Consider the following 16,742-nt stretch of genomic DNA (forward strand, 5'->3'; position numbering starts at 1 on the left):
CGCCGCCGGTGCAGACCACCAGCGGGCGGCCGGCGGCGCCGGCCTCCACGTCCCGCGGCCAGTGCGCCGCGACCTTGTCGGCGAGCGCCTCGGCGGTGCGGTACTTGCCGCCCTCGGTGCCGTCGGTGCCGACGAAATCGGTGTCGCAGAACTGGCAGACCGCGCCGGCCCGGTCTTCTTCGCGCCCGCTCCAGAGGTTGCATCCGGAGAAGCGGCAGAACACCGCGGCGCGGCCGGCGTTGGCGCCTTCGCCCTGCAGTGTGTAGAAGATTTCCTTGACGGCGTAAGTCATGCTGATGGCAATGCGATGGTAAGGCGGTTGTGAGTCTGTCGTGTGTCTTTGCGGGTGCGCGGCAGCCATTCGCGGCAGACGTGCGTGGCTGCGGATACGGGCGGCGGCGGAAGGCCGGCGGACGGATCGGGCCGGCGGGCGGCGATGCCGGAACGGCAATCCCGCGCGGGCGGCCGGCAAGCTGGCGGCCACCCGGAATCGATGGCCAATGGCCAGGCTACTGCGGCTAACTCGCTATTTTCGCACAGGTAGCGGATCGGCTCCAGCCGTGCCGGCCGCGCGGCGCGCTCCCGGCGGCACCTTGGCCCACTGCGCCGCCCGCAGCCGCGCGCCGACGAAGTCCAGGAAACAGGCGATGCGCGCCGACAGCTGCGTATTGAGGTAGTAGACCGCGTTGATCGACTGCCGCTCCTCGATGGTGTCGCGCATCAGCACCTGCACCAGGTCGCCGCGCCGGCGGTCCTCCTCGGTCATGAAGTCCGACAGGCAGACCAGCCCCTCGCCGGCGAGCGCGAGCTGGCGCAGGGTCTCGCCGCTCGATGCGGTCAGGTGCGGCGTGACGTGCACTTCCTCGCCCATCGCGCCGCGCAGCGGCCAGCGGTTGAGCGACTCGGGCTGGTTGAAGCCGATCAGGCTGTGGCCGGCGAGGTCGTCCACCGATTCGGGCCGCCCGCGCGCCTTGAGATAGGCCGGGCTGGCCAGCACGCGCACGCGGCTGCTGGCCAGCGGACGCGCGTGCAGCGTGGAGTCGCGCAGCGTGCCGATGCGGATGGCCACGTCGGTGCGGTGCTCGAGCAGGTCGATGATCTGGTCGTTGGTGTTGAGCTCCAGCTCGATCTCCGGGTAGGCGCGGCGGAACTCGCCCACCAGCGGCACCACTACGTGGAGCATGAACGGCGACGCCGCGTTCACCCGCAGCCGCCCGGCGGGCCGCTCGCGGCGCACCGCCATCTGTTCCTCGGCCAGCTCCACCGAGGCCAGGATGCTGCGCGCGTGGGCCAGCAGCGCCTCGCCCTCCTCGCTCAGCGCCAGCCGGCGCGTGGTCCGGTGCAGCAAGGTGGTGCCGACCTTGTCCTCGAGGCGGCCGAGCGCCCGGCTGATGCCGGACACGGTCTGCCCCAGTTGCTCGGCGGCGGCGGTGATGGAGCCGCTGTCCACCACGGTGGCGAAGGCCTGGAGTTCTTCGAGTGTGATCTTCATTCCCGAATACTAGCGCGCCGAAGCGGCGCCGCCGTATTCGGGTCCGGGCCATGCCGGCGGCTCAGGGCAGGCCGAGATAGTCGCGCTTGCCGATCGGCACGCCCTTGTGGCGCAGGATGTCGTAGGCCGTGGTCACGTGGAAAAAGAAGTTCGGCAGCGCGAAGCCCAGCAGGTAGGACTTGCCGTCGAACTTGACCGGCTCGGGCCGCAGCTTGAGCTCGACGATGCGGGTGTCGCTGCCTTCCAGCTGCGCCGGCTGGATGGTCTTCAGGAAAGCGACCGTCCTGGCGATGCGCTCCTGCAGTTCCGGGAACGTGGCCTCGTTGTCGGCGAACGACGGCATCTCGATGCCGGCCAGCCGCGCCGCGCAGCCCTTGGCGCTGTCGCTGGCGCGCTGCACCTGGGCCGGCAGCGGGTCCATGTCCGCCACCAGGCGGGTCTGGATCAGGTCCGACGGGTCCATGCCCTGCGCCTGCGCGAACGCGGCGCCCTTGTCCAGGATGGCCGACAGATTGCCGAAGGCCCGCAGGAATACCGGGATCGAAGCTTCATACATGGAAAGTGACATGGGGGTGTCCTTGGCTGGGGTTGGCTGGCGCCCGCACCGGGGCGGACGCGCGACCGCGAGCATAAACCGTTTGCCGGCTTTGCGCAGGGCCGCGCCGGCGCCCTCCCAGCTCTCGCTCCTTCCCCTGCCTCAGGGCCGCTTCACCGGCGGCGCCATGTAGGTCGGCGCGATCGGCTCGCGGATGCAGCGCGCCAGGATCGCGTCGATGTCGGCCATGCTCTGCGCGTCGATGTGCCAGCCGAGGATCTCGCCGACCGGATCGAGCTGCTGCGGGCGGCGCGCGCCCCACAGCGCGATGGTCGGGCCCTTGTCGAGCACCCAGCGCACCGCCAGCGCCAGCACCGACTTGCCGAAGCGCTCGCGCGCCAGCGCCTCGAGCGCCTGCACCGCGGCCAGGTATTCCTGGAAGCGCTCGCCCGAGAACTTGGGGTCGATCTTGCGCAGGTCGTCGCCTTCATACGTGGTCGACGCGTCGATCCTGCCCGACAGCAGGCCGCGGCAGATCGCGCCGTAGCTCAGCACCGTCAGCCCGGTCCGCGCGGCGTAGGGCAGCACGTCGGCCTCGATGTCGCGCTCGAACAGGTTGTACGGCGGCTGCACGGCGTCCAGCGTGGCGACGGCGCGGAACGCGTCCATCTGCGCCGGCGAGAAGTTGCTCACGCCGATCGCGCGGATCTTGCCCTCGCGGCGCAGGTCTTCCAGCACGCGCGCGGTTTCCTCGAGCGGGGTTTCGAGGTCGGGCCAGTGGATCTGGTAGACGTCGAGCACGTCGGTCTGCAGCCGGCGCAGCGAGTCCTCGACCTCCGTGCGCAGGCGCGCGGCGCGCGAATCGCGGAAGACCTTGCCGTCCTTCCAGTCGAGCCCGGCCTTGGTGGCAATCTGCACCTTGCCGCGCAGGCCGGCTTCCTTCAGCGCCTTGCCGACGATCTCTTCCGAGCGGCCGAAGCCGTAGACCGGCGCGGTATCGATCAGCGTCACGCCCAGCCCCACCGCGCGCTGGATCGTCGCGATGGCCTCGCGCTCGTCGATGCCGCCCCACATCCAGCCGCCGATGGCCCAGGTGCCGAGGCCGATGCGCGAGGCCCGGATGCCCGAGCTGCCGATTTCAATCTGTTCCATGCATGACTCCGTCAAGTGTGGCTGCGAGCCGGCCGCCCCTTCGGTCAAGGGGCAAACCCGCCGCACCGTTGCAATATGCCCGCTGCGCGCTTATCTTTCCAATAGAAGATAGAGATTCGATTTATCCCATACGGAGATAAATCACTGGAAAACAAGGAAACGCATGGAGCTTAGACAGTTGCGGCATTTCGTGGCGGTCGCCGAGGAAGGCAGCTTCACCGTCGCCGCGCAGCGCATGAACATCGTGCAGTCGGCGCTGTCGACCTCGGTCCGCTCGCTCGAGGACGAACTGGACGCGAAACTGTTCGCCCGCACCACGCGCCACGTGCGCCTGACCGCCGCCGGGCGCGCCTTCCTCGGCAAGACCAGGGAAGCGCTCGACGCGATCCGCCAGGGCCGCGAGATGGTCGCCGACATCGCGGCGCTGCGGCGCGGCAAGCTCAGCATCGGCACGGTCCAGAGCCTGCCGGCCTTCGTCGACCTGCCGGCGCTGCTGGCGCGCTTTCACGGCCAGTACCCGGACATCGAGGTCCACCTGTGCCAGGGCAGCGCCTCGCACCTGATGGACAAGGTGCGCGCCGGCAAGCTCGACTTCGCCATCCTGCCGATCGGCGAGCCGCCGGCCCAGCTCGCGACCACGCAGATCGCCTGCGAAAGCCTGGTGCTCGCGTGCGCGCGCGGCCACCGGCTGGCGGGCATGGCGGAAGTCTCGCTGGCCACGCTCGCCGGCGAGCCCTTCGTCGACTTCGAGCCGGCGCACGGCACGCGCCGGCTGGCCGACCGCGGCTTCGGCGAAGCCGGCGTGGAGCGGCGCATCGCCTTCGAGGTCAGCGATCTCGACACCCTGCTGGCGCTGGTGGCGCGCGGGCTCGGCGTGGCGCTGGTGCCGCAGGCGGTGGCCGAGGCGCGCGGCGCGACGCTGTCCTTCGTCCCCCTCGCGGCGCCCGAGATCTGCTGGGAACTGGTGGTGGCCTACGCCGAGCACGGCAAGACGGACGGCCACGGCCTCGATGCGGCGCCGGGCGCCTTCCTGGAACTGCTGGTCGGCCGCGGCGCGGCGGCGCCGGAGCGGGAGCCCGGCGCCGCCGAACGGGCCGAGGCCCTGCCGGCATCCTGATTTAAGATAAGCGGCTACCGCCCCCCGGCTGAGGCACGCGCTGCCCCGACGACCACATGAACGCCCCGTTTCCGATTCGCAAGGAATGCCCGCCTGGCGCCTGCAACTGCAATCGCGAGGCGCTGCTGAGCGACCCGCGCGCCGACATCCGCATCCTGCAGCTCACGCAGGAAGAAGAAAAAAGGCTGGTGGCGCGCCTGGAAAGCCTCGCCAGCCTTGCCGACCTGCGCAAGATGGAAGAGCGCATGCGGGCGCTGCTGGGCATCGTCGTCACCATCACGCCCAGCATCCACGAAGTGCGCACCACGCGCGGGATCAGCATCCGGGTGGAAGACCAGCCCGGCTTGTGCCGCAAGACCCGGCAGGCCATTCCCGCGGCCATCCGCCGCTGCCTGGATGCCAGGCCCGAGATCGCGTATGCGATTCTCGACGCGCACGATCTGCTGGGCGGCACGCGGGAGTAGCCCGCGCGCCCCATTTCACCGGCGCGGCCGCGCCGTCAGGCCGCCGGCAGCGCCCGGAACCATGCCGCCAGCGAGGGCGCCCGCGGCGACCAGCCCAGGCGCCGCGCATTGGCGGCGCGCACGAAACTGTTCGAGCCGACACCCAGGCGGCCGGCCTCGCCGTACTCGCGGATCACGTGCTCGATGGGCAGGCCGATGGTCTTGCCGCCGAAGCCGAGATGGTCGCTGATCAGCGCGGCGATCTCGTTGAAGGCGGCGTGGCCGTTCTCGGCAAAGAAGAAGGACCCGCCCGGGGCCTTTTCCATTGCCAGCAGGTAAAGATCCACGAGGTCGTCGATGTGGACGTTCGAATAGCGGTTGAGGCCCTGGCCGAAATAGACGCCCGCGCCGGCCTGCCGGGACAGCGCGACCAGCTTCGGGATCTGGTCGCTGTCGGCCTGGATGCCGCGCCCGGCGCCGTAGACCATGCCCGGGCAGATGACCACGGAGCGGATGCCCTTCTCGATCGCCGCCTGGCGCACGTAGCGGTTCATGTCGACGCGCGGGCGCCGGTGGGGAACCGGCTCGAAGGCGTCGTCCTCGGTGAGCGGCGTCTGCGCGGCACAGGCGCCGTCGGCATGGTCCGCGACGATGGCCGAGCCGGTGGTGTGGATCAGCAGCTTGCCGCTGCGCTCCAGCGCCGCGGCCAGGGTCAGCAGCGCGCCGGCGTGGTCGGCGTTCGCCGCGTGGATCACGGCATCGGCGGCGCGGGCGGCCGCGGCGAGCACCTCGGCGTCGTCCAGCGTGCCGGCCACCGCGCGGATGCCGCGCGCTTCCAGCAGCGGAACCTGTTCCGCCGACCTCGCCAGGCCCGTCACGTCATGGCCCGCGGCCACGAGCTTTGCGGCGACCGAGCCGCCGATGTAGCCGGCCGCGCCGGTAATGAAGATCTTCATGCTGCTGCTCCGCTTGCAGAGGGTTGGGAGGAATTCGCGCCCGCCAGGCGCCGGCGATGCTCCAGCAGCGCCGCCATGTTCCGGCCTTCCAGCTCGGCGAACGCGGCCGCGGCGGTCTCGCCGGTCATCAGGAGGTCGGGATCGAGGCCATCGCCAAGCCGCTCGAGCTGCATGTTGTTCCACGGCAGGATATGGAACAGGTTCAGCGCGGCTTCCGGCGCCGCCAGCCGGTCGATCTCGCCGGCGAGCAGGCGCCGCGGCGACTCGGGATCGGCGATCAGCGGACGGCCGAGGCCGACCACGTCGAGGTCGCCCGCTGCCAGGGCCTCCCGCATCGCCGCGGCGCCGCGGAAGCCGCCAGTGACCATCACCGGCATCCTGGCGACCTTGCGCACCGCGCCCGCGAACGCCACGAAATACGCTTCGCGCGCGGCGCTGCCGGCGCGGGGGCCGTCCTCGCCCTCGTCCTTCACCGCGACACCGACCACCTTGGGCTGCTCCAGCGACCCGCCCGACAGTTCCAGCAGGTCGAGGCCGGTATCGTCGAGCCGCTTCACCAGCTCGACGCATTCGGCGTGGGTAAAGCCGCCGCGCTGGAAGTCCGAGGCATTGAGCTTGATGCCGACCGGAAAGCGCGGCCCGACCGCGCCGCGCACGGCGGCGATCACCTCGACCAGGAAGCGCGCGCGGTTCTCCAGGCTGCCGCCCCAGCCATCGCCGCGGCGGTTGGACAGCGGGCTGAGGAACTGCGAAATCAGGTAGCCGTGCGCGGCATGGAGCGACAGGCCGGTGAAGCCGGCGTCCTTCACCTCCCTCGCGGCGAAGGCGAACTGGCCGATGGCGTGGGCGATCTCCGCCTCGGTCATCGGCCTGGGCCTGGCGAAGCTGAAGCCGGCGCTGCGGATCACGTCGATCTCCACGTCCGAGCACGACAGCGGCGCGGGATTGATGTGGCTGCTGACCTGGCGCCCGGTATGGCTGAGCTGCGCCCAGAAATGCGCGCCCCGCGCCGTGCCCGCCCGCGCGAGCGCGGCAAGCTGGCGGCGCCCGCCGCCGTCGTCGATCACGATGTTGTTCGGGCGCTCCAGGTGCCAGCGGTCGACCTGGATGTTGCCGGTCAGCAGGAGGGCCGCGCCCGAGCCCGCCCAGCGGCGGTACAGCGCCTCCAGCCGCGGCGTGGCATGGTTGGCGGCATCGGCGAGCCCTTCGCTCATCGCCGCCTTGGCAAGACGGTTGGCGAGCGTGGCGCCGCAGGGCAGGTCAAGCGGCTGGTCGAGAGAAATCGTCATGGCGTGTACGAAGTGGCGAGAGCGGTGGCGAAAACAGTGGCAATAACGGCGAAAGCGGCGTGAACGACAGCAGCCGCCTCAATTCGACAGCAACCGCTGTCGTATATACGACAATGATCGCTGTCGTATAAACTGTCAAGAGGCAACAGGGAGGCACATGGCAAAAACCTGGTCAACGGACAATCCGAAAGCGGCGCTGATGGCACGCAAGCAGGCCCTCATCGTCGGGGCCGCGCTCAAGGCATTCCTGGAAGCGGGCTACGCGCAGGCGTCGGTCAACCGCATCGCCGCCGACGCCGGCGTGTCGATCAAGACCCTGTACCGGCACTTCGAAAGCAAGGACGACCTGTTCAGCGCCGTGATGCAGGCGGCGTGCGGCAAGATGCCGGGCACGGCCCACGCCGGACATGACGAGACGCCGCCGGCCTGGTATGCCGCCGCGCCCGCCGAGGCGCTGCCGCTGGCCGGCGAGGAATACCTGCGCCATGTCCTGTCGCCGGAGCAGCTGGCGCTCTACCGGGTCGTGGTGCGCGATGCGCACCGCTTTCCCGAGCTGGGACAGCGCTATCTCGAGCAGACGGCGGGCGTGCGGGACGCCAGGTTCGCCGGCTACCTGGACCTGTGGAGCGCGCGCGAAGGCTGGCGCGTCGGCGACCAGCGCGCCGCCGCCCAGGCCTTCGCCGGACTGTTGAAGGCGGGGCTGTTCGACGACGTGCTGCTGGGGATTCGCCAGCCGTCGGAGGACGACATCGCGGCGCGGGTGAAAGGCGCGGCCCGGGACATGCTCGCGCTGCTGCGGGCCGGGTATTTCTGACGGCGCTCCGGAGGACGGAGGCTATCCAGGGGGAAGTTCGTCAGGCGTGCGCAGCCATGCAGCCACGCGCGCCAGGCAACGCGCGGCCAGGATCAGACCACGGGTCCGGCCGGGAAATCGAACCGATCCGACTTTCCGCCGGCGAAGCCTTGCCGCGTTCCCGGATCGTTGATGACCGAGTACGGGAAGACCGCCGGGATCGCGCTCACCGCGTCGAGCCGCGCGATCTGCGCGGGCGACAGCGCCACCTTTGCCGCGGCGAGATTGTTCTCCAGATGGGCCAGCGTGCGCGGCCCGATGATCGGCAGCGAGCCCTTGGCCGCGACCCAGGCGATGGCAATCTCGCCGGGCGTGACGCCGGCCTCCTGGGCGACCGCGATCAGCGTGTCGAGAATCGCGGTGCGCTGCGGCGAATTCTCCGGCTGGAATACCTTGCCGCCGAAGCCTTCGGCGCGGCCCTTCTCGCCCTGCCGGTACTTGCCGGTCAGCATGCCGCCGCCGAGCGGCGACCAGGCCACCACGCCAAGGCCGAGCGCTTCGCCGGCCGGCAGGAGCTCCTGCTCGGTGGTGCGCTCGACCAGGCTGTGCTCGACCTGGAGACCGGCGATGGGCACCGCGCCGCGCAGCTCGGCGATGGTCGCGGCCCGCGCCACCCGCCACGCCGGAAAGTCCGAAAGACCCGCGTAGAGGATCTTGCCGGCCCGCGCGAGATCGTCGAAGCCCCGCACGATTTCCTCGATCGGGGTCACGCCATCGGCCATGTGGGCCCAGTAAAGGTCGATCCGGTCGGTCTTGAGCCGCTTCAGGCTCATCTCGACCGACGCGATCATCGCCTTGCGGCTGTTGCCGGTGGTAAAGAGGCCGGCCTTGGGATCGGTCCCCAGCGTGAACTTCGTCGCCAGCACGAAATCGTCGCGCCGTCCGGCCAGCAGCTCGCCCAGGATTTCCTCGGACTGGCCGAACTGGTAGCTGTTGGCCGTGTCGATGAAATTGCCGCCCGCGTCCGCGTAGGCATCGAAGATGCGGCGTGCCTCGCCGGGTTCGGTGCCATGACCCCATCTGGTCCCGAAATTCCCGGTTCCCAGCACCAGCTCGGAGACCCGCAGGCCGCTGTGTTTGCCGAAGAGTTTGTAGCGCATGGATCCATCTCCATTGATGTGAAACGTCGAGTCCGACGTGAAGGCGGACAAGAACAAGGCGAACAAGGACGCAGCGGCGTTACCGCGTAACGCACTGCCTGGAACAACGATGGTGATGACAGCGGCCGGACGCTTATGAGTCCGGCGGCTCGCCGGCGTGGCCGGCGCGGCTGGCCGCGCCCTCGCGGCCGAGCACGCTGCCGACCGCGGAGTCGAGTATTCGCCGGGAAAGGGCCTCGTCCGCGACGATGCGGGACAAGAGCAGCGCGCCCACCATCGTCGAGAGCACGACGACGGGATCGCCCTGCCCTTGGTCCGCGCGAGCAGGCGCGGCGCGCATGGCGTGGCCGAGGATCTCGAGATGCGACCTGAGGCCCGCCTCGAAACTGCGGACCAGTTCCGGGCTGTGCCGGGCGGCATCGGGGCCGAGCGCCGCGAACGCGCAGCCCTCGCCGATATGGTCGCGGTGGCCGCACGACAGGTACTTGCCGACCAGCCTGGCCAGCGCCTCGTCGCCGCCGCTTTCCACCGTGTGCGCCCATTCCCGGGCGCTGTCGGCCATCGCGCGGTCGCAGGCCTGCGCCGCGAGATCGTCCTTCGACCGGAACTGCTTGTAGAAGCCCCCCTGGGTCAGGCCCGCGGCCCCCATCAGGTCGTTCAGGCCCACGCCATCGAAACCATGTTCGCGGAACAGCCGCCCGGCCGCCTCGATGACGGTGCGCCGGTTCTCTTCCGCCTGGGCACGGCTGACTCTCATGGGGTTCTCCGGTTGAGCGATGCGGCCGATTATATGGCGATCACAATCTAACCGCAACAAGGCGGCGCCGCGGCCCCGCCACCGGATCGCCGCGCAGCGCGGCCTACCCATTCCAGTGCGCGCGCGGGCACGCCCCCCGCATCGTCATGGTGCGAGGCGGGCCGGCATGCACGGGATTTCGCGCCTTGCCCCTCCTACACCAGGGGACTTCTCCGTGTTTTGCCTTTGGTCAACACTGGCACAGATCATGCTTAATCTTCTGGTGAACCTATCACCACTACATTTTGAGGTGCTCACAGTGACCACGAAGAGCGATTCAGACAGAGATGGACAGTTGGGACAACTGGTATCCGTTCACCCCTCGCTCGGCGAATCGACCTATCACAGCCTGCGGCAGGAAATCCTCTCGTGCAAGCTGGCGATGGGCAGCTCGCTGACCGAAGCCTCCCTGATGGAGAAGTACAAGGTCGGCCGGGCCACCTGCCGCCTCGCGCTGGCCCGGCTGGTCCAGGAGGGGTTCGTGCGCTCCGTGCCACGCCACGGTTACATCGTCACGCCGATCACGCTCAAGGACGTCGAGGAACTGTTCGCCATGCGCCTGCTGCTGGAGTCGGCCGCCGCCAAGCTGGCCGCGGGCAAGGCGGACATCCGGCTGCTCCGGCAGATCGAGGGCTCGGCGCGCAACAACACGGCTTCGCGCGATGCCGGCAACCGCATGGGCTTCTTCCTCGACGCCAACCGCGAGTTCCACCTGGCAATCGCCACGGCATCCGGCAACGGCCGGCTGGCGCAGAACATCTCCGTCCTGCTCGACGAGATGAAGCGCCTGGTGGCGCTCGGCTTCGGCCGGCAGGGCGGCAGCGCCGAGATCGACCACGACCACATGGAGCTGATCGCCGCGCTCGAACGCGGCGATGGCACCGCCGCCGAGCGGATCGTCAAGCGGCATATCCAGACCTTCCGCGACATGACGCTGGACAAGGTCATGAAGAGCATCCGCGCGCAGAGCGAGTCCATGTCGCTGGCCAACGTGCATCTCGGGGGCGGGCAATGAACGCGGTGATCGCGATGGCCGCGGCGAAGGCGCAGGCCTGCGAGCCGTCGAAGCAGGCGGATGTCGCGGTGCGCGTCGAGAACGTGAGCAAGTGGTTCGACACCCACGAGCCCAACGGGCTGACCGTGCTCAAGGACATCAGCTTCGAGGTGCCGCGCGGCTCCGTGGTGGCCCTGGTGGGCACCTCCGGCTGCGGCAAGAGCACCTTGCTGAACATCGTCTCGGGCCTGATCAAGGCCGACCGCGGCAGCATCACCTACGACGGCAAGGTGGGCAAGGACTTCGATGACTGGAGCAAGGTCACCTACATGTTCCAGGAAGACCGCCTGCTGCCGTGGCGCACGACGATCGACAACGTCGCCTTCGGCCTCGAAGCCGGGTCCATGCCCAAGCGCGAGCGCCGCGAGCGCGCGGGCGCGCTGCTCGAGCTGGTCGGGCTCCAGGCGTTCGCCGACGCCTATCCGCACCAACTCTCCGGCGGCATGCGCAGCCGCGTGGCGCTGGCGCGCAGCCTGATCGGCGAGCCGAAGATCCTGCTGATGGACGAGCCGTTCTCGAAGCTCGACCCCTCCATCCGTACACAGATGCACGAGGAAATCCTGCGCATCCACCGGCTCAAGCACCTGACGGTCGTGTTCGTCACGCACGACGTGGAAGAAGCCGTGGTGCTGGCCGACAGGGTGGTCGTGCTGTCCCCGCGCCCCGGGCGCGTCAAGGAGATCGTCGACATCGACATCCCGCGCCCCCGCAACTATCTCGGCCAACCGTTCGTGGACAAGGTTCGTGAACTGCGCCAACTGCTCTGAGGCCCCCGCCATGTCCACCACCGCGTCCAACTCCCCTCCCTCCGATATCGCCGAAGCCCCCGCGAAGGCGCGGCCGTCCGCCGGCCTCGCCACCCAGCGCCTCGCGCTCGCGCTGCTGCTGCTCGCCGGCTGGTGGGTCGCCTCGCTCAAGGCGCCCGCCTACGTCTTCCCGAGCCCCCAGCGCACGCTGGACGCCATGCGGACCATGATCGACAACGGCAGCTTCTTCACCGACATCCGCATGACCTTCGGCCGCGTCGTCTCCGGCTTCCTGATGGCCGTGGTCGTCGGCGTGCCGCTGGGCATCGTGCTGGGCGCCAACAAGCGGCTCGCCGATTTCTTCGAGCCCATCCTGGCGGTGGTCAACACCGTGTCGTCGGCCATCTGGGCGATCTTCGCGCTGATCTGGTTCGGCATCTCCAACATGACGACCATCTTCGTCGTGTTCATGACCGCCATGCCGCTGATCCTGACCAACGTCTGGCAGGGCACGCGCACCGTGAACGCGGACTTCGTGGAGCTGGCCCGCGCCTTCCGCATGTCGGGCCGCCAGGTGCTCTGGAAGGTCTACCTGCCCACCGTGCTGCCCCACTTCTTCGCCGGCGCGCGGCTGGCCTTCGGCTTCGGCTGGCGGGTCAGCCTGGTGGCCGAGACGATCGGCTCCACCAGCGGGATCGGCTATCGCCTGCGGCAGGCCGCCGACCTCGTGCTGACCGATCAGGTCTTCGCCTGGACCTTCACCCTGGTGGCGATGATGCTGGTCATCGAACTGGGCCTGCTCAAGCCGCTGGAGCGCCATCTCTTCCGCTGGAAAAAAGACGTCTGAACAGACGCATCGCCGTACCGTCCCCCCTCCCCCCACCGCCCCCAATGGAGTTCCGCATGAAATTCTCCCAACTCATCCGCATGAGTGCCTGCGCGCTCGGTCTGGCCATGTCGGCGGCCGGCGCGTCGGCCGCCACGCCGATCCGCGTCGGCTACTGGACCAGCGGCGTCAGCCTCGGCTTCGGCGCCGTGATGGAAGCGCAGAAACAGTTGCAAGCGCGCGGCTTCGAACCGGAGTTCGTCTACTTCCCCGACGTCAACGGCCCCACCAAGGCGATCGCGGCCAACACCATCGACCTGGCCTTCGGCGCCAGCCTGGCCGGCGCCTTCAGCCTGGGCGACCAGGGCGTGCCGGTGAAGATCATCCTGGCCACGCAGATCGTCGAGGCCGAGTTCGTCGTGCCGGCCGACTCGCCCATCAAGACGATGGCCGATCTCAAGGGCAAGAAGATCGGCATGGCGCCGACCGGCAGCGCCACGACCTCGGTCGGCACGGCCACGCTGCAGGCCAATCACGGCCTGTCCCCCAAGGACTACAGCTTCGTGCCCGGCAACGAATCGCGCCTCGTGCAATTCGTGCTGCAAAAGGATGTCGACGCCGCGGCGCTGCGCTCCACCACCATCGCCCAGCTGGGGCATGACGCGGGCAAGCTGCGCACGCTCGCCACGTTCCGCGACGAGTGGCAGACCATGACGAAGTCCAAGTCGCTGCCGTACATCGGGGTGGCCATCATGCGCGACGACTGGATGAAGAAGTACCCGGACGGCGCGGCCCGGGCCGTGGCCGCCATGCGCGACACGCTGAACTTCGGCGCCAGGAACGGCGCAGCCGTCGTCGAGATCCTCAAGAAGGCCGGCAACCTGCCGGAATCGGGCGCCAGGATGTATGCCGACCGGTGGCTGGGCATGAACGCGGTGTCCCTGGAGCCGGCCGACATCGACACCCTCAAGCGGACCTTCGACATCTTCAAGGCCGAAGGCATCCTCAAGGGCAACATGCCCGCCGACATCTTCCTGGCCCGACCCTACAACGATGCAAAGGCACTGAAATGAGCACTGTTCAAGAGCAAACCATCCGATGGCCCGAAGCGGGCGCGACACGCGTGCCGTACCGCATCTATTCGGACCAGGACACCTACATGAAGGAGCAGCAGGCCATCTTCCGCGGGCCGGTGTGGAACTTCCTCTGCCTCGAGGCCGACATCCCCAACGTGGGCGACTACGTCACCACCAAGGTGGGCCATTCGTCCGTCGTGGTCATCCGCGGCCCGGACGGCGCGATCAAGTCCCTGGTCAACAAGTGCATCCACAAGGGCTCCGTGCTGTGCCACGAAGCGCGCGGCAACCGCAAGCGCCCGAACCTGGTGTGCCCGTACCACAACTGGGTCTATGACCTCAACGGCCGGCTGACCGGCGTCGCCTTCGAGCACGGCATCGCCGGCGGCGGCGGCATGCCGGAGGACTTCGACAAGAAGAACCACGGCCTCAAGGCGCTGCGCGTGGAAACCATCCGCGGGCTGGTGTTCGGCACCTTCAGCGACACCGTCGCGGACCTGCGAACCTATCTCGGGCCGGAGATGGTGGCCCACATCGAGCGCACGCTGTACGGGAAGGTCAAGATCCTCGGGCGCAGCAGCCAGATCATGCACAACAACTGGAAGCTGTACATCGAGAACAGCCGCGACAACTACCACCCCAGCCTGCTGCATGCGTTCTTCGCCACCTTCAAGATCAACCGGCTGTCCGCCGAAGGCGGCACCATCCAGGACGATCACAGCCGCCACCACATCAGCTTCACCAAGCGCTTCACCGACGTGGGCCACCAGGCCTACGACTCGGGCATCCTGCGCGCGATGAAGGACGACGTCGGGCTGCGGGACCCGTCGCTGATCGACCAGTGGATGGAATACCCGGACAACATCACCAACGCAATCCAGAGCCTCTTCCCCGGCTTCGTGCTGCACCAGATCATGAACGCGCTGGGCGTGCGCCAGTGCATCCCGCTCGGCCCGGACAAGTGCGAGCTGGTCTGGACCCAGATCGGCTTCGAGGAAGACACGCCCGAGCAGACGCAGGTGCGCCGCAAGCAGAACAACCTCGTCGGGCCGGCCGGGCTGGTGTCGATGGAGGACGGCATGATCGGCTACCTCGTCGAGAAGGGGATCAAGGGCTCCGAGGACGAATCGGCGGTGATCGAGATGGGGGGCAAGGGCACGGGTTCCATGCCCACGCGCGCGACCGAGACCTCGGTGCGCGGTTTCTGGGAGTTCTATCGGGAGTTGATGAATGTCTAGCATCACCAGGGATCCGGCGCTGGAATTGCCGACGGCCACGAAAACGAGCATCGACCGGCTGATGGCGCGCTACGCATCGGCCATCGACAACGGCGAGTACGAAGTCTGGCCAACGCTGTTTACCGAGGATGGCGTCTACCGCATCACGACGCGGACCGACTACGAGGCGGGACGCGACTTCGGCGTCTGGTACTGCAACAACCGCGGCATGCTCGAAGACCGCGTCCAGGCGATCCGCGGCGTGAACATCTACGAGCCGCACGTCTACCGGCACATGACCGGCGCCACCGAGGTGCTGAGCCTGGGCGGCGAGGAAGTCCGCTGCGAGACCAGCTACCTCGTCGTGCGGACCGATGTGGATGGCGACATGACCGTGTTCAGCGCCGGCCGCTATGTCGACCATCTGGTTTTCGAGGGCGGCCAGGCGCTGCTGCGCTCGCGCGTCGTGGTGGCCGATTCGGCGCGCTTCGACACGCTGGTCGCCCTTCCGATCTGAGGGGCGCACGTGACGTTTCGATTGCACCTCGACAGCAAGCGCGCCAAGCCGCCGGCTTTCCACCTGGACGCGGCCACGTGGGCCAAGGCTGCCGCGCGGCATCCCGAACTGGCCGCGCTGGTCGACGTCTCGTTCAGCTGGGACGGCGAGCGGCTCCACGAGCATTTGTCCTCGGCGGATGCGCTGATCGCCTCCGGCTTCGACCGGAAGGCCGTCAATGCGGCGCCGCGGCTGCGCTGGATCCATACGACGGGCGCCGGCGTGGACCACCTGATGCCGATCTCCGATTTCCGGCCGGACCTCGCGCTGACCAACAGCAGCGGCATCCACAGCGACAAGGCCGGCGAGTCCGCCCTGATGGCCCTGCTGATGCTCAACGCGCGCATGCCCGAAGTCATGGCGAACCAGCGCGCGCGCGCCTGGCACAGCCTCATGACCGGGCCGATCCGCGGCAAGCGGCTCGTGCTGATCGGCTTCGGCGACATCGGCCAGGCCGTGGGCCTGGCGGCGCAGAACCTGGGGCTGGCGGTGACGGCGGTCACGCGCAGCGGAACGCCCAAGGCGGAAGCGCCCGGCATTCCCGTCGCGCCCACCGCGAGGCTGGACGCGCTGCTGCCCACGGCGGACTTCGTCGTGGTGACGGCGCCGCTGACCGAAGAGACGCGCAACCTGATGAGCGCGGCGCGGCTGGCGCTGCTGCCGCCCCATGCCGGCATCGTGAACATGGCCCGGGCCGCGCTGGTGGACTACCCGGCGCTGGCACAGCGCCTGCGCGACGGCCTGCTGGGCGGCGCGGTGCTGGACGTCTTCGACAACGAGCCGCTGCCGCCCGAATCCGCGTACTGGGACGTGCCCCGGCTCGTGGTGACGCCGCACATCACCTGCGATGCCCCTGACTACGGCCAGCGCGTCCTCGACCTGTGGTTCGACAACTTCCGCCGCCTGCGGGCAGGCGAAGCGCTGCGCAACCAGGTCGACCGCGCGCAAGGCTACTGAACAGGCAGGCATCCCGCCCGCCCACCGAATATTTCACCGAACGCTCCACCGAATACTCCAGGTAGACACAGACATGAACGCACCCGTTTTTCACATGCTCGCCGGCGCCCCCGATCCCGTGGCGCCGTTCAGCCACGCCGTCGAGTCGGACGGCTGGGTCCTCGTCACCGGCCAGATGCCGTTTCTCGGCACGGGGCTGGAATCCGGCTATCCCGACGGCATCGAGGCGCAGACGCACCAGGTCATGAAGAATCTCGCGACCGTGCTGGAAGGTTGCGGACTCGGCCTCGAACACGTGCTGCAGGTCCGGGTGTACCTCACGGAATTCCAGCGCGACTACGACCGCATGAACGCGGTCTATGCCTCCTACTTCCCCGCCGGCAGGCGCCCCGCCCGCACCTGCGTGGGCGTGACGGGACTGGCCAAGGACGCGCTCATCGAGATCGACATGGTCGCGCGCCGCCCCGGCGCGGGAGGCCAGGCATGACGGCCACGCCGCGGCTCGGCTTCATCGGCCTGGGCGTGATGGGCGCGCCGATGGCCGGCCACCTCCTGCGCGCCGGATACCCGCTGTGCG

The 16,742-nt window shown here is 68.9% G+C and carries 19 protein-coding genes and 1 pseudogene; 12 read left to right on the plus strand and 8 right to left on the minus strand.

What is annotated here, in order from left to right; translation table 11 throughout:
- The 4 genes and pseudogenes from K206_RS0106700 to K206_RS0106715 form a co-directional block, all read right to left on the minus strand.
- Positions 1–292 (minus strand): annotated as a pseudogene (locus tag K206_RS0106700) (7-carboxy-7-deazaguanine synthase); the annotation flags it as partial.
- A gap of 234 nt (positions 293–526) precedes the next feature.
- The gene (locus tag K206_RS0106705; protein ID WP_020201644.1) at positions 527–1,492 is read right to left on the minus strand and encodes a LysR substrate-binding domain-containing protein; all 966 of its coding nucleotides are present in this window, start codon (positions 1,490–1,492) and stop codon (positions 527–529) included.
- A 61-nt stretch (positions 1,493–1,553) separates the two neighbouring features.
- Entirely contained in the window at positions 1,554–2,060 is a 507-nt protein-coding gene (locus tag K206_RS0106710) for a DUF1993 family protein (RefSeq protein ID WP_029043308.1), read from the minus strand.
- 129 nt (positions 2,061–2,189) lie between these two features.
- Positions 2,190–3,179 (minus strand): aldo/keto reductase, encoded by a 990-nt coding sequence (locus K206_RS0106715; protein WP_020201646.1) that lies wholly within the window; start codon positions 3,177–3,179, stop codon positions 2,190–2,192.
- A gap of 163 nt (positions 3,180–3,342) precedes the next feature.
- Between K206_RS0106715 and K206_RS37680 the strand changes: the two genes are divergently transcribed.
- On the plus strand, positions 3,343–4,296 hold the full coding sequence (locus K206_RS37680) for a LysR family transcriptional regulator (RefSeq protein WP_043365697.1): 954 nt from the start codon (positions 3,343–3,345) through the stop codon (positions 4,294–4,296).
- 56 nt (positions 4,297–4,352) lie between these two features.
- Positions 4,353–4,760, plus strand: coding sequence for a hypothetical protein (locus tag K206_RS0106725; RefSeq protein ID WP_020201648.1), 408 nt, complete (start codon positions 4,353–4,355; stop codon positions 4,758–4,760).
- A 35-nt stretch (positions 4,761–4,795) separates the two neighbouring features.
- On the opposite strand, the gene K206_RS0106730 is transcribed toward K206_RS0106725, so the two are convergent.
- Both K206_RS0106730 and K206_RS0106735 read right to left on the minus strand, forming a co-directional pair.
- The gene (locus K206_RS0106730) at positions 4,796–5,695 is read right to left on the minus strand and encodes an NAD-dependent epimerase/dehydratase family protein (protein ID WP_020201649.1); all 900 of its coding nucleotides are present in this window, start codon (positions 5,693–5,695) and stop codon (positions 4,796–4,798) included.
- On the minus strand, positions 5,692–6,984 hold the full coding sequence (locus tag K206_RS0106735; RefSeq protein WP_020423698.1) for an NADH:flavin oxidoreductase/NADH oxidase family protein: 1,293 nt from the start codon (positions 6,982–6,984) through the stop codon (positions 5,692–5,694). Before K206_RS0106735 ends, K206_RS0106730 begins: the two co-directional genes overlap by 4 nt.
- Positions 6,985–7,183: 199 nt before the next feature.
- Here K206_RS0106735 and K206_RS0106740 point away from each other — a divergent pair, with 199 nt between their 5' ends.
- The gene (locus K206_RS0106740) at positions 7,184–7,798 is read left to right on the plus strand and encodes a TetR/AcrR family transcriptional regulator (protein WP_020201651.1); all 615 of its coding nucleotides are present in this window, start codon (positions 7,184–7,186) and stop codon (positions 7,796–7,798) included.
- Between the two features lie 92 nt (positions 7,799–7,890).
- On the opposite strand, the gene K206_RS0106745 is transcribed toward K206_RS0106740, so the two are convergent.
- Together K206_RS0106745 and K206_RS0106750 are read right to left on the minus strand one after the other, a co-directional pair.
- On the minus strand, positions 7,891–8,937 hold the full coding sequence (locus K206_RS0106745) for an aldo/keto reductase (protein ID WP_020201652.1): 1,047 nt from the start codon (positions 8,935–8,937) through the stop codon (positions 7,891–7,893).
- Positions 8,938–9,070: 133 nt separating this feature from the next.
- On the minus strand, positions 9,071–9,694 hold the full coding sequence (locus tag K206_RS0106750; RefSeq protein ID WP_020201653.1) for a TetR/AcrR family transcriptional regulator: 624 nt from the start codon (positions 9,692–9,694) through the stop codon (positions 9,071–9,073).
- A gap of 334 nt (positions 9,695–10,028) precedes the next feature.
- On the opposite strand from K206_RS0106750, the gene K206_RS0106755 reads away from it, so the two are divergent.
- The 9 genes from K206_RS0106755 to K206_RS41450 all read left to right on the plus strand — a co-directional run.
- Positions 10,029–10,748 (plus strand): GntR family transcriptional regulator, encoded by a 720-nt coding sequence (locus K206_RS0106755; RefSeq protein WP_231401571.1) that lies wholly within the window; start codon positions 10,029–10,031, stop codon positions 10,746–10,748.
- Positions 10,745–11,554: an ABC transporter ATP-binding protein gene (locus K206_RS0106760; RefSeq protein ID WP_020423699.1), complete on the plus strand. Its 810-nt coding sequence runs from the start codon at positions 10,745–10,747 to the stop codon at positions 11,552–11,554. Before K206_RS0106755 ends, K206_RS0106760 begins: the two co-directional genes overlap by 4 nt.
- A 10-nt stretch (positions 11,555–11,564) precedes the next feature.
- A complete protein-coding gene (locus K206_RS0106765) occupies positions 11,565–12,380 on the plus strand; it encodes an ABC transporter permease (protein WP_020201656.1) in 816 nt (271 codons plus the stop codon).
- A gap of 56 nt (positions 12,381–12,436) precedes the next feature.
- Entirely contained in the window at positions 12,437–13,432 is a 996-nt protein-coding gene (locus K206_RS0106770) for an ABC transporter substrate-binding protein (RefSeq protein WP_020201657.1), read from the plus strand.
- Positions 13,429–14,673 (plus strand): aromatic ring-hydroxylating dioxygenase subunit alpha, encoded by a 1,245-nt coding sequence (locus K206_RS0106775; RefSeq protein WP_029043310.1) that lies wholly within the window; start codon positions 13,429–13,431, stop codon positions 14,671–14,673. Before K206_RS0106770 ends, K206_RS0106775 begins: the two co-directional genes overlap by 4 nt.
- On the plus strand, positions 14,666–15,169 hold the full coding sequence (locus K206_RS0106780; protein ID WP_052165795.1) for an aromatic-ring-hydroxylating dioxygenase subunit beta: 504 nt from the start codon (positions 14,666–14,668) through the stop codon (positions 15,167–15,169). The genes K206_RS0106775 and K206_RS0106780 overlap by 8 nt, the downstream gene beginning before the upstream one ends.
- A gap of 9 nt (positions 15,170–15,178) precedes the next feature.
- The gene (locus K206_RS0106785; RefSeq protein ID WP_155887984.1) at positions 15,179–16,165 is read left to right on the plus strand and encodes a D-2-hydroxyacid dehydrogenase; all 987 of its coding nucleotides are present in this window, start codon (positions 15,179–15,181) and stop codon (positions 16,163–16,165) included.
- 73 nt (positions 16,166–16,238) lie between these two features.
- A complete protein-coding gene (locus tag K206_RS0106790) occupies positions 16,239–16,652 on the plus strand; it encodes a RidA family protein (RefSeq protein WP_029043312.1) in 414 nt (137 codons plus the stop codon).
- The coding region (locus K206_RS41450; protein ID WP_155887985.1) for an NAD(P)-binding domain-containing protein at positions 16,649–16,742 on the plus strand (94 nt) is incomplete at its 3' end. The genes K206_RS0106790 and K206_RS41450, both read left to right, overlap by 4 nt.

Source organism: Cupriavidus sp. WS (genome assembly GCF_000395345.1).
Lineage (GTDB): Bacteria > Pseudomonadota > Gammaproteobacteria > Burkholderiales > Burkholderiaceae > Cupriavidus > Cupriavidus basilensis_B.

Bases quoted from the DNA above. Each gene is read 5' to 3' on its own strand.
- K206_RS0106705 (WP_020201644.1), bottom strand. From the start codon at position 1,492: ATGAAGATCACACTCGAAGAACTCCAGGCCTTCGCCACCGTGGTGGAC.
- K206_RS0106710 (WP_029043308.1), bottom strand. From the start codon at position 2,060: ATGTCACTTTCCATGTATGAAGCTTCGATCCCGGTATTCCTGCGGGCC.
- K206_RS0106715 (WP_020201646.1), bottom strand. From the start codon at position 3,179: ATGGAACAGATTGAAATCGGCAGCTCGGGCATCCGGGCCTCGCGCATC.
- K206_RS37680 (WP_043365697.1), top strand. From the start codon at position 3,343: ATGGAGCTTAGACAGTTGCGGCATTTCGTGGCGGTCGCCGAGGAAGGC.
- K206_RS0106725 (WP_020201648.1), top strand. From the start codon at position 4,353: ATGAACGCCCCGTTTCCGATTCGCAAGGAATGCCCGCCTGGCGCCTGC.
- K206_RS0106730 (WP_020201649.1), bottom strand. From the start codon at position 5,695: ATGAAGATCTTCATTACCGGCGCGGCCGGCTACATCGGCGGCTCGGTC.
- K206_RS0106735 (WP_020423698.1), bottom strand. From the start codon at position 6,984: ATGACGATTTCTCTCGACCAGCCGCTTGACCTGCCCTGCGGCGCCACG.
- K206_RS0106740 (WP_020201651.1), top strand. From the start codon at position 7,184: ATGGCACGCAAGCAGGCCCTCATCGTCGGGGCCGCGCTCAAGGCATTC.
- K206_RS0106745 (WP_020201652.1), bottom strand. From the start codon at position 8,937: ATGCGCTACAAACTCTTCGGCAAACACAGCGGCCTGCGGGTCTCCGAG.
- K206_RS0106750 (WP_020201653.1), bottom strand. From the start codon at position 9,694: ATGAGAGTCAGCCGTGCCCAGGCGGAAGAGAACCGGCGCACCGTCATC.
- K206_RS0106760 (WP_020423699.1), top strand. From the start codon at position 10,745: ATGAACGCGGTGATCGCGATGGCCGCGGCGAAGGCGCAGGCCTGCGAG.
- K206_RS0106765 (WP_020201656.1), top strand. From the start codon at position 11,565: ATGTCCACCACCGCGTCCAACTCCCCTCCCTCCGATATCGCCGAAGCC.
- K206_RS0106770 (WP_020201657.1), top strand. From the start codon at position 12,437: ATGAAATTCTCCCAACTCATCCGCATGAGTGCCTGCGCGCTCGGTCTG.
- K206_RS0106775 (WP_029043310.1), top strand. From the start codon at position 13,429: ATGAGCACTGTTCAAGAGCAAACCATCCGATGGCCCGAAGCGGGCGCG.
- K206_RS0106780 (WP_052165795.1), top strand. From the start codon at position 14,666: ATGTCTAGCATCACCAGGGATCCGGCGCTGGAATTGCCGACGGCCACG.
- K206_RS0106790 (WP_029043312.1), top strand. From the start codon at position 16,239: ATGAACGCACCCGTTTTTCACATGCTCGCCGGCGCCCCCGATCCCGTG.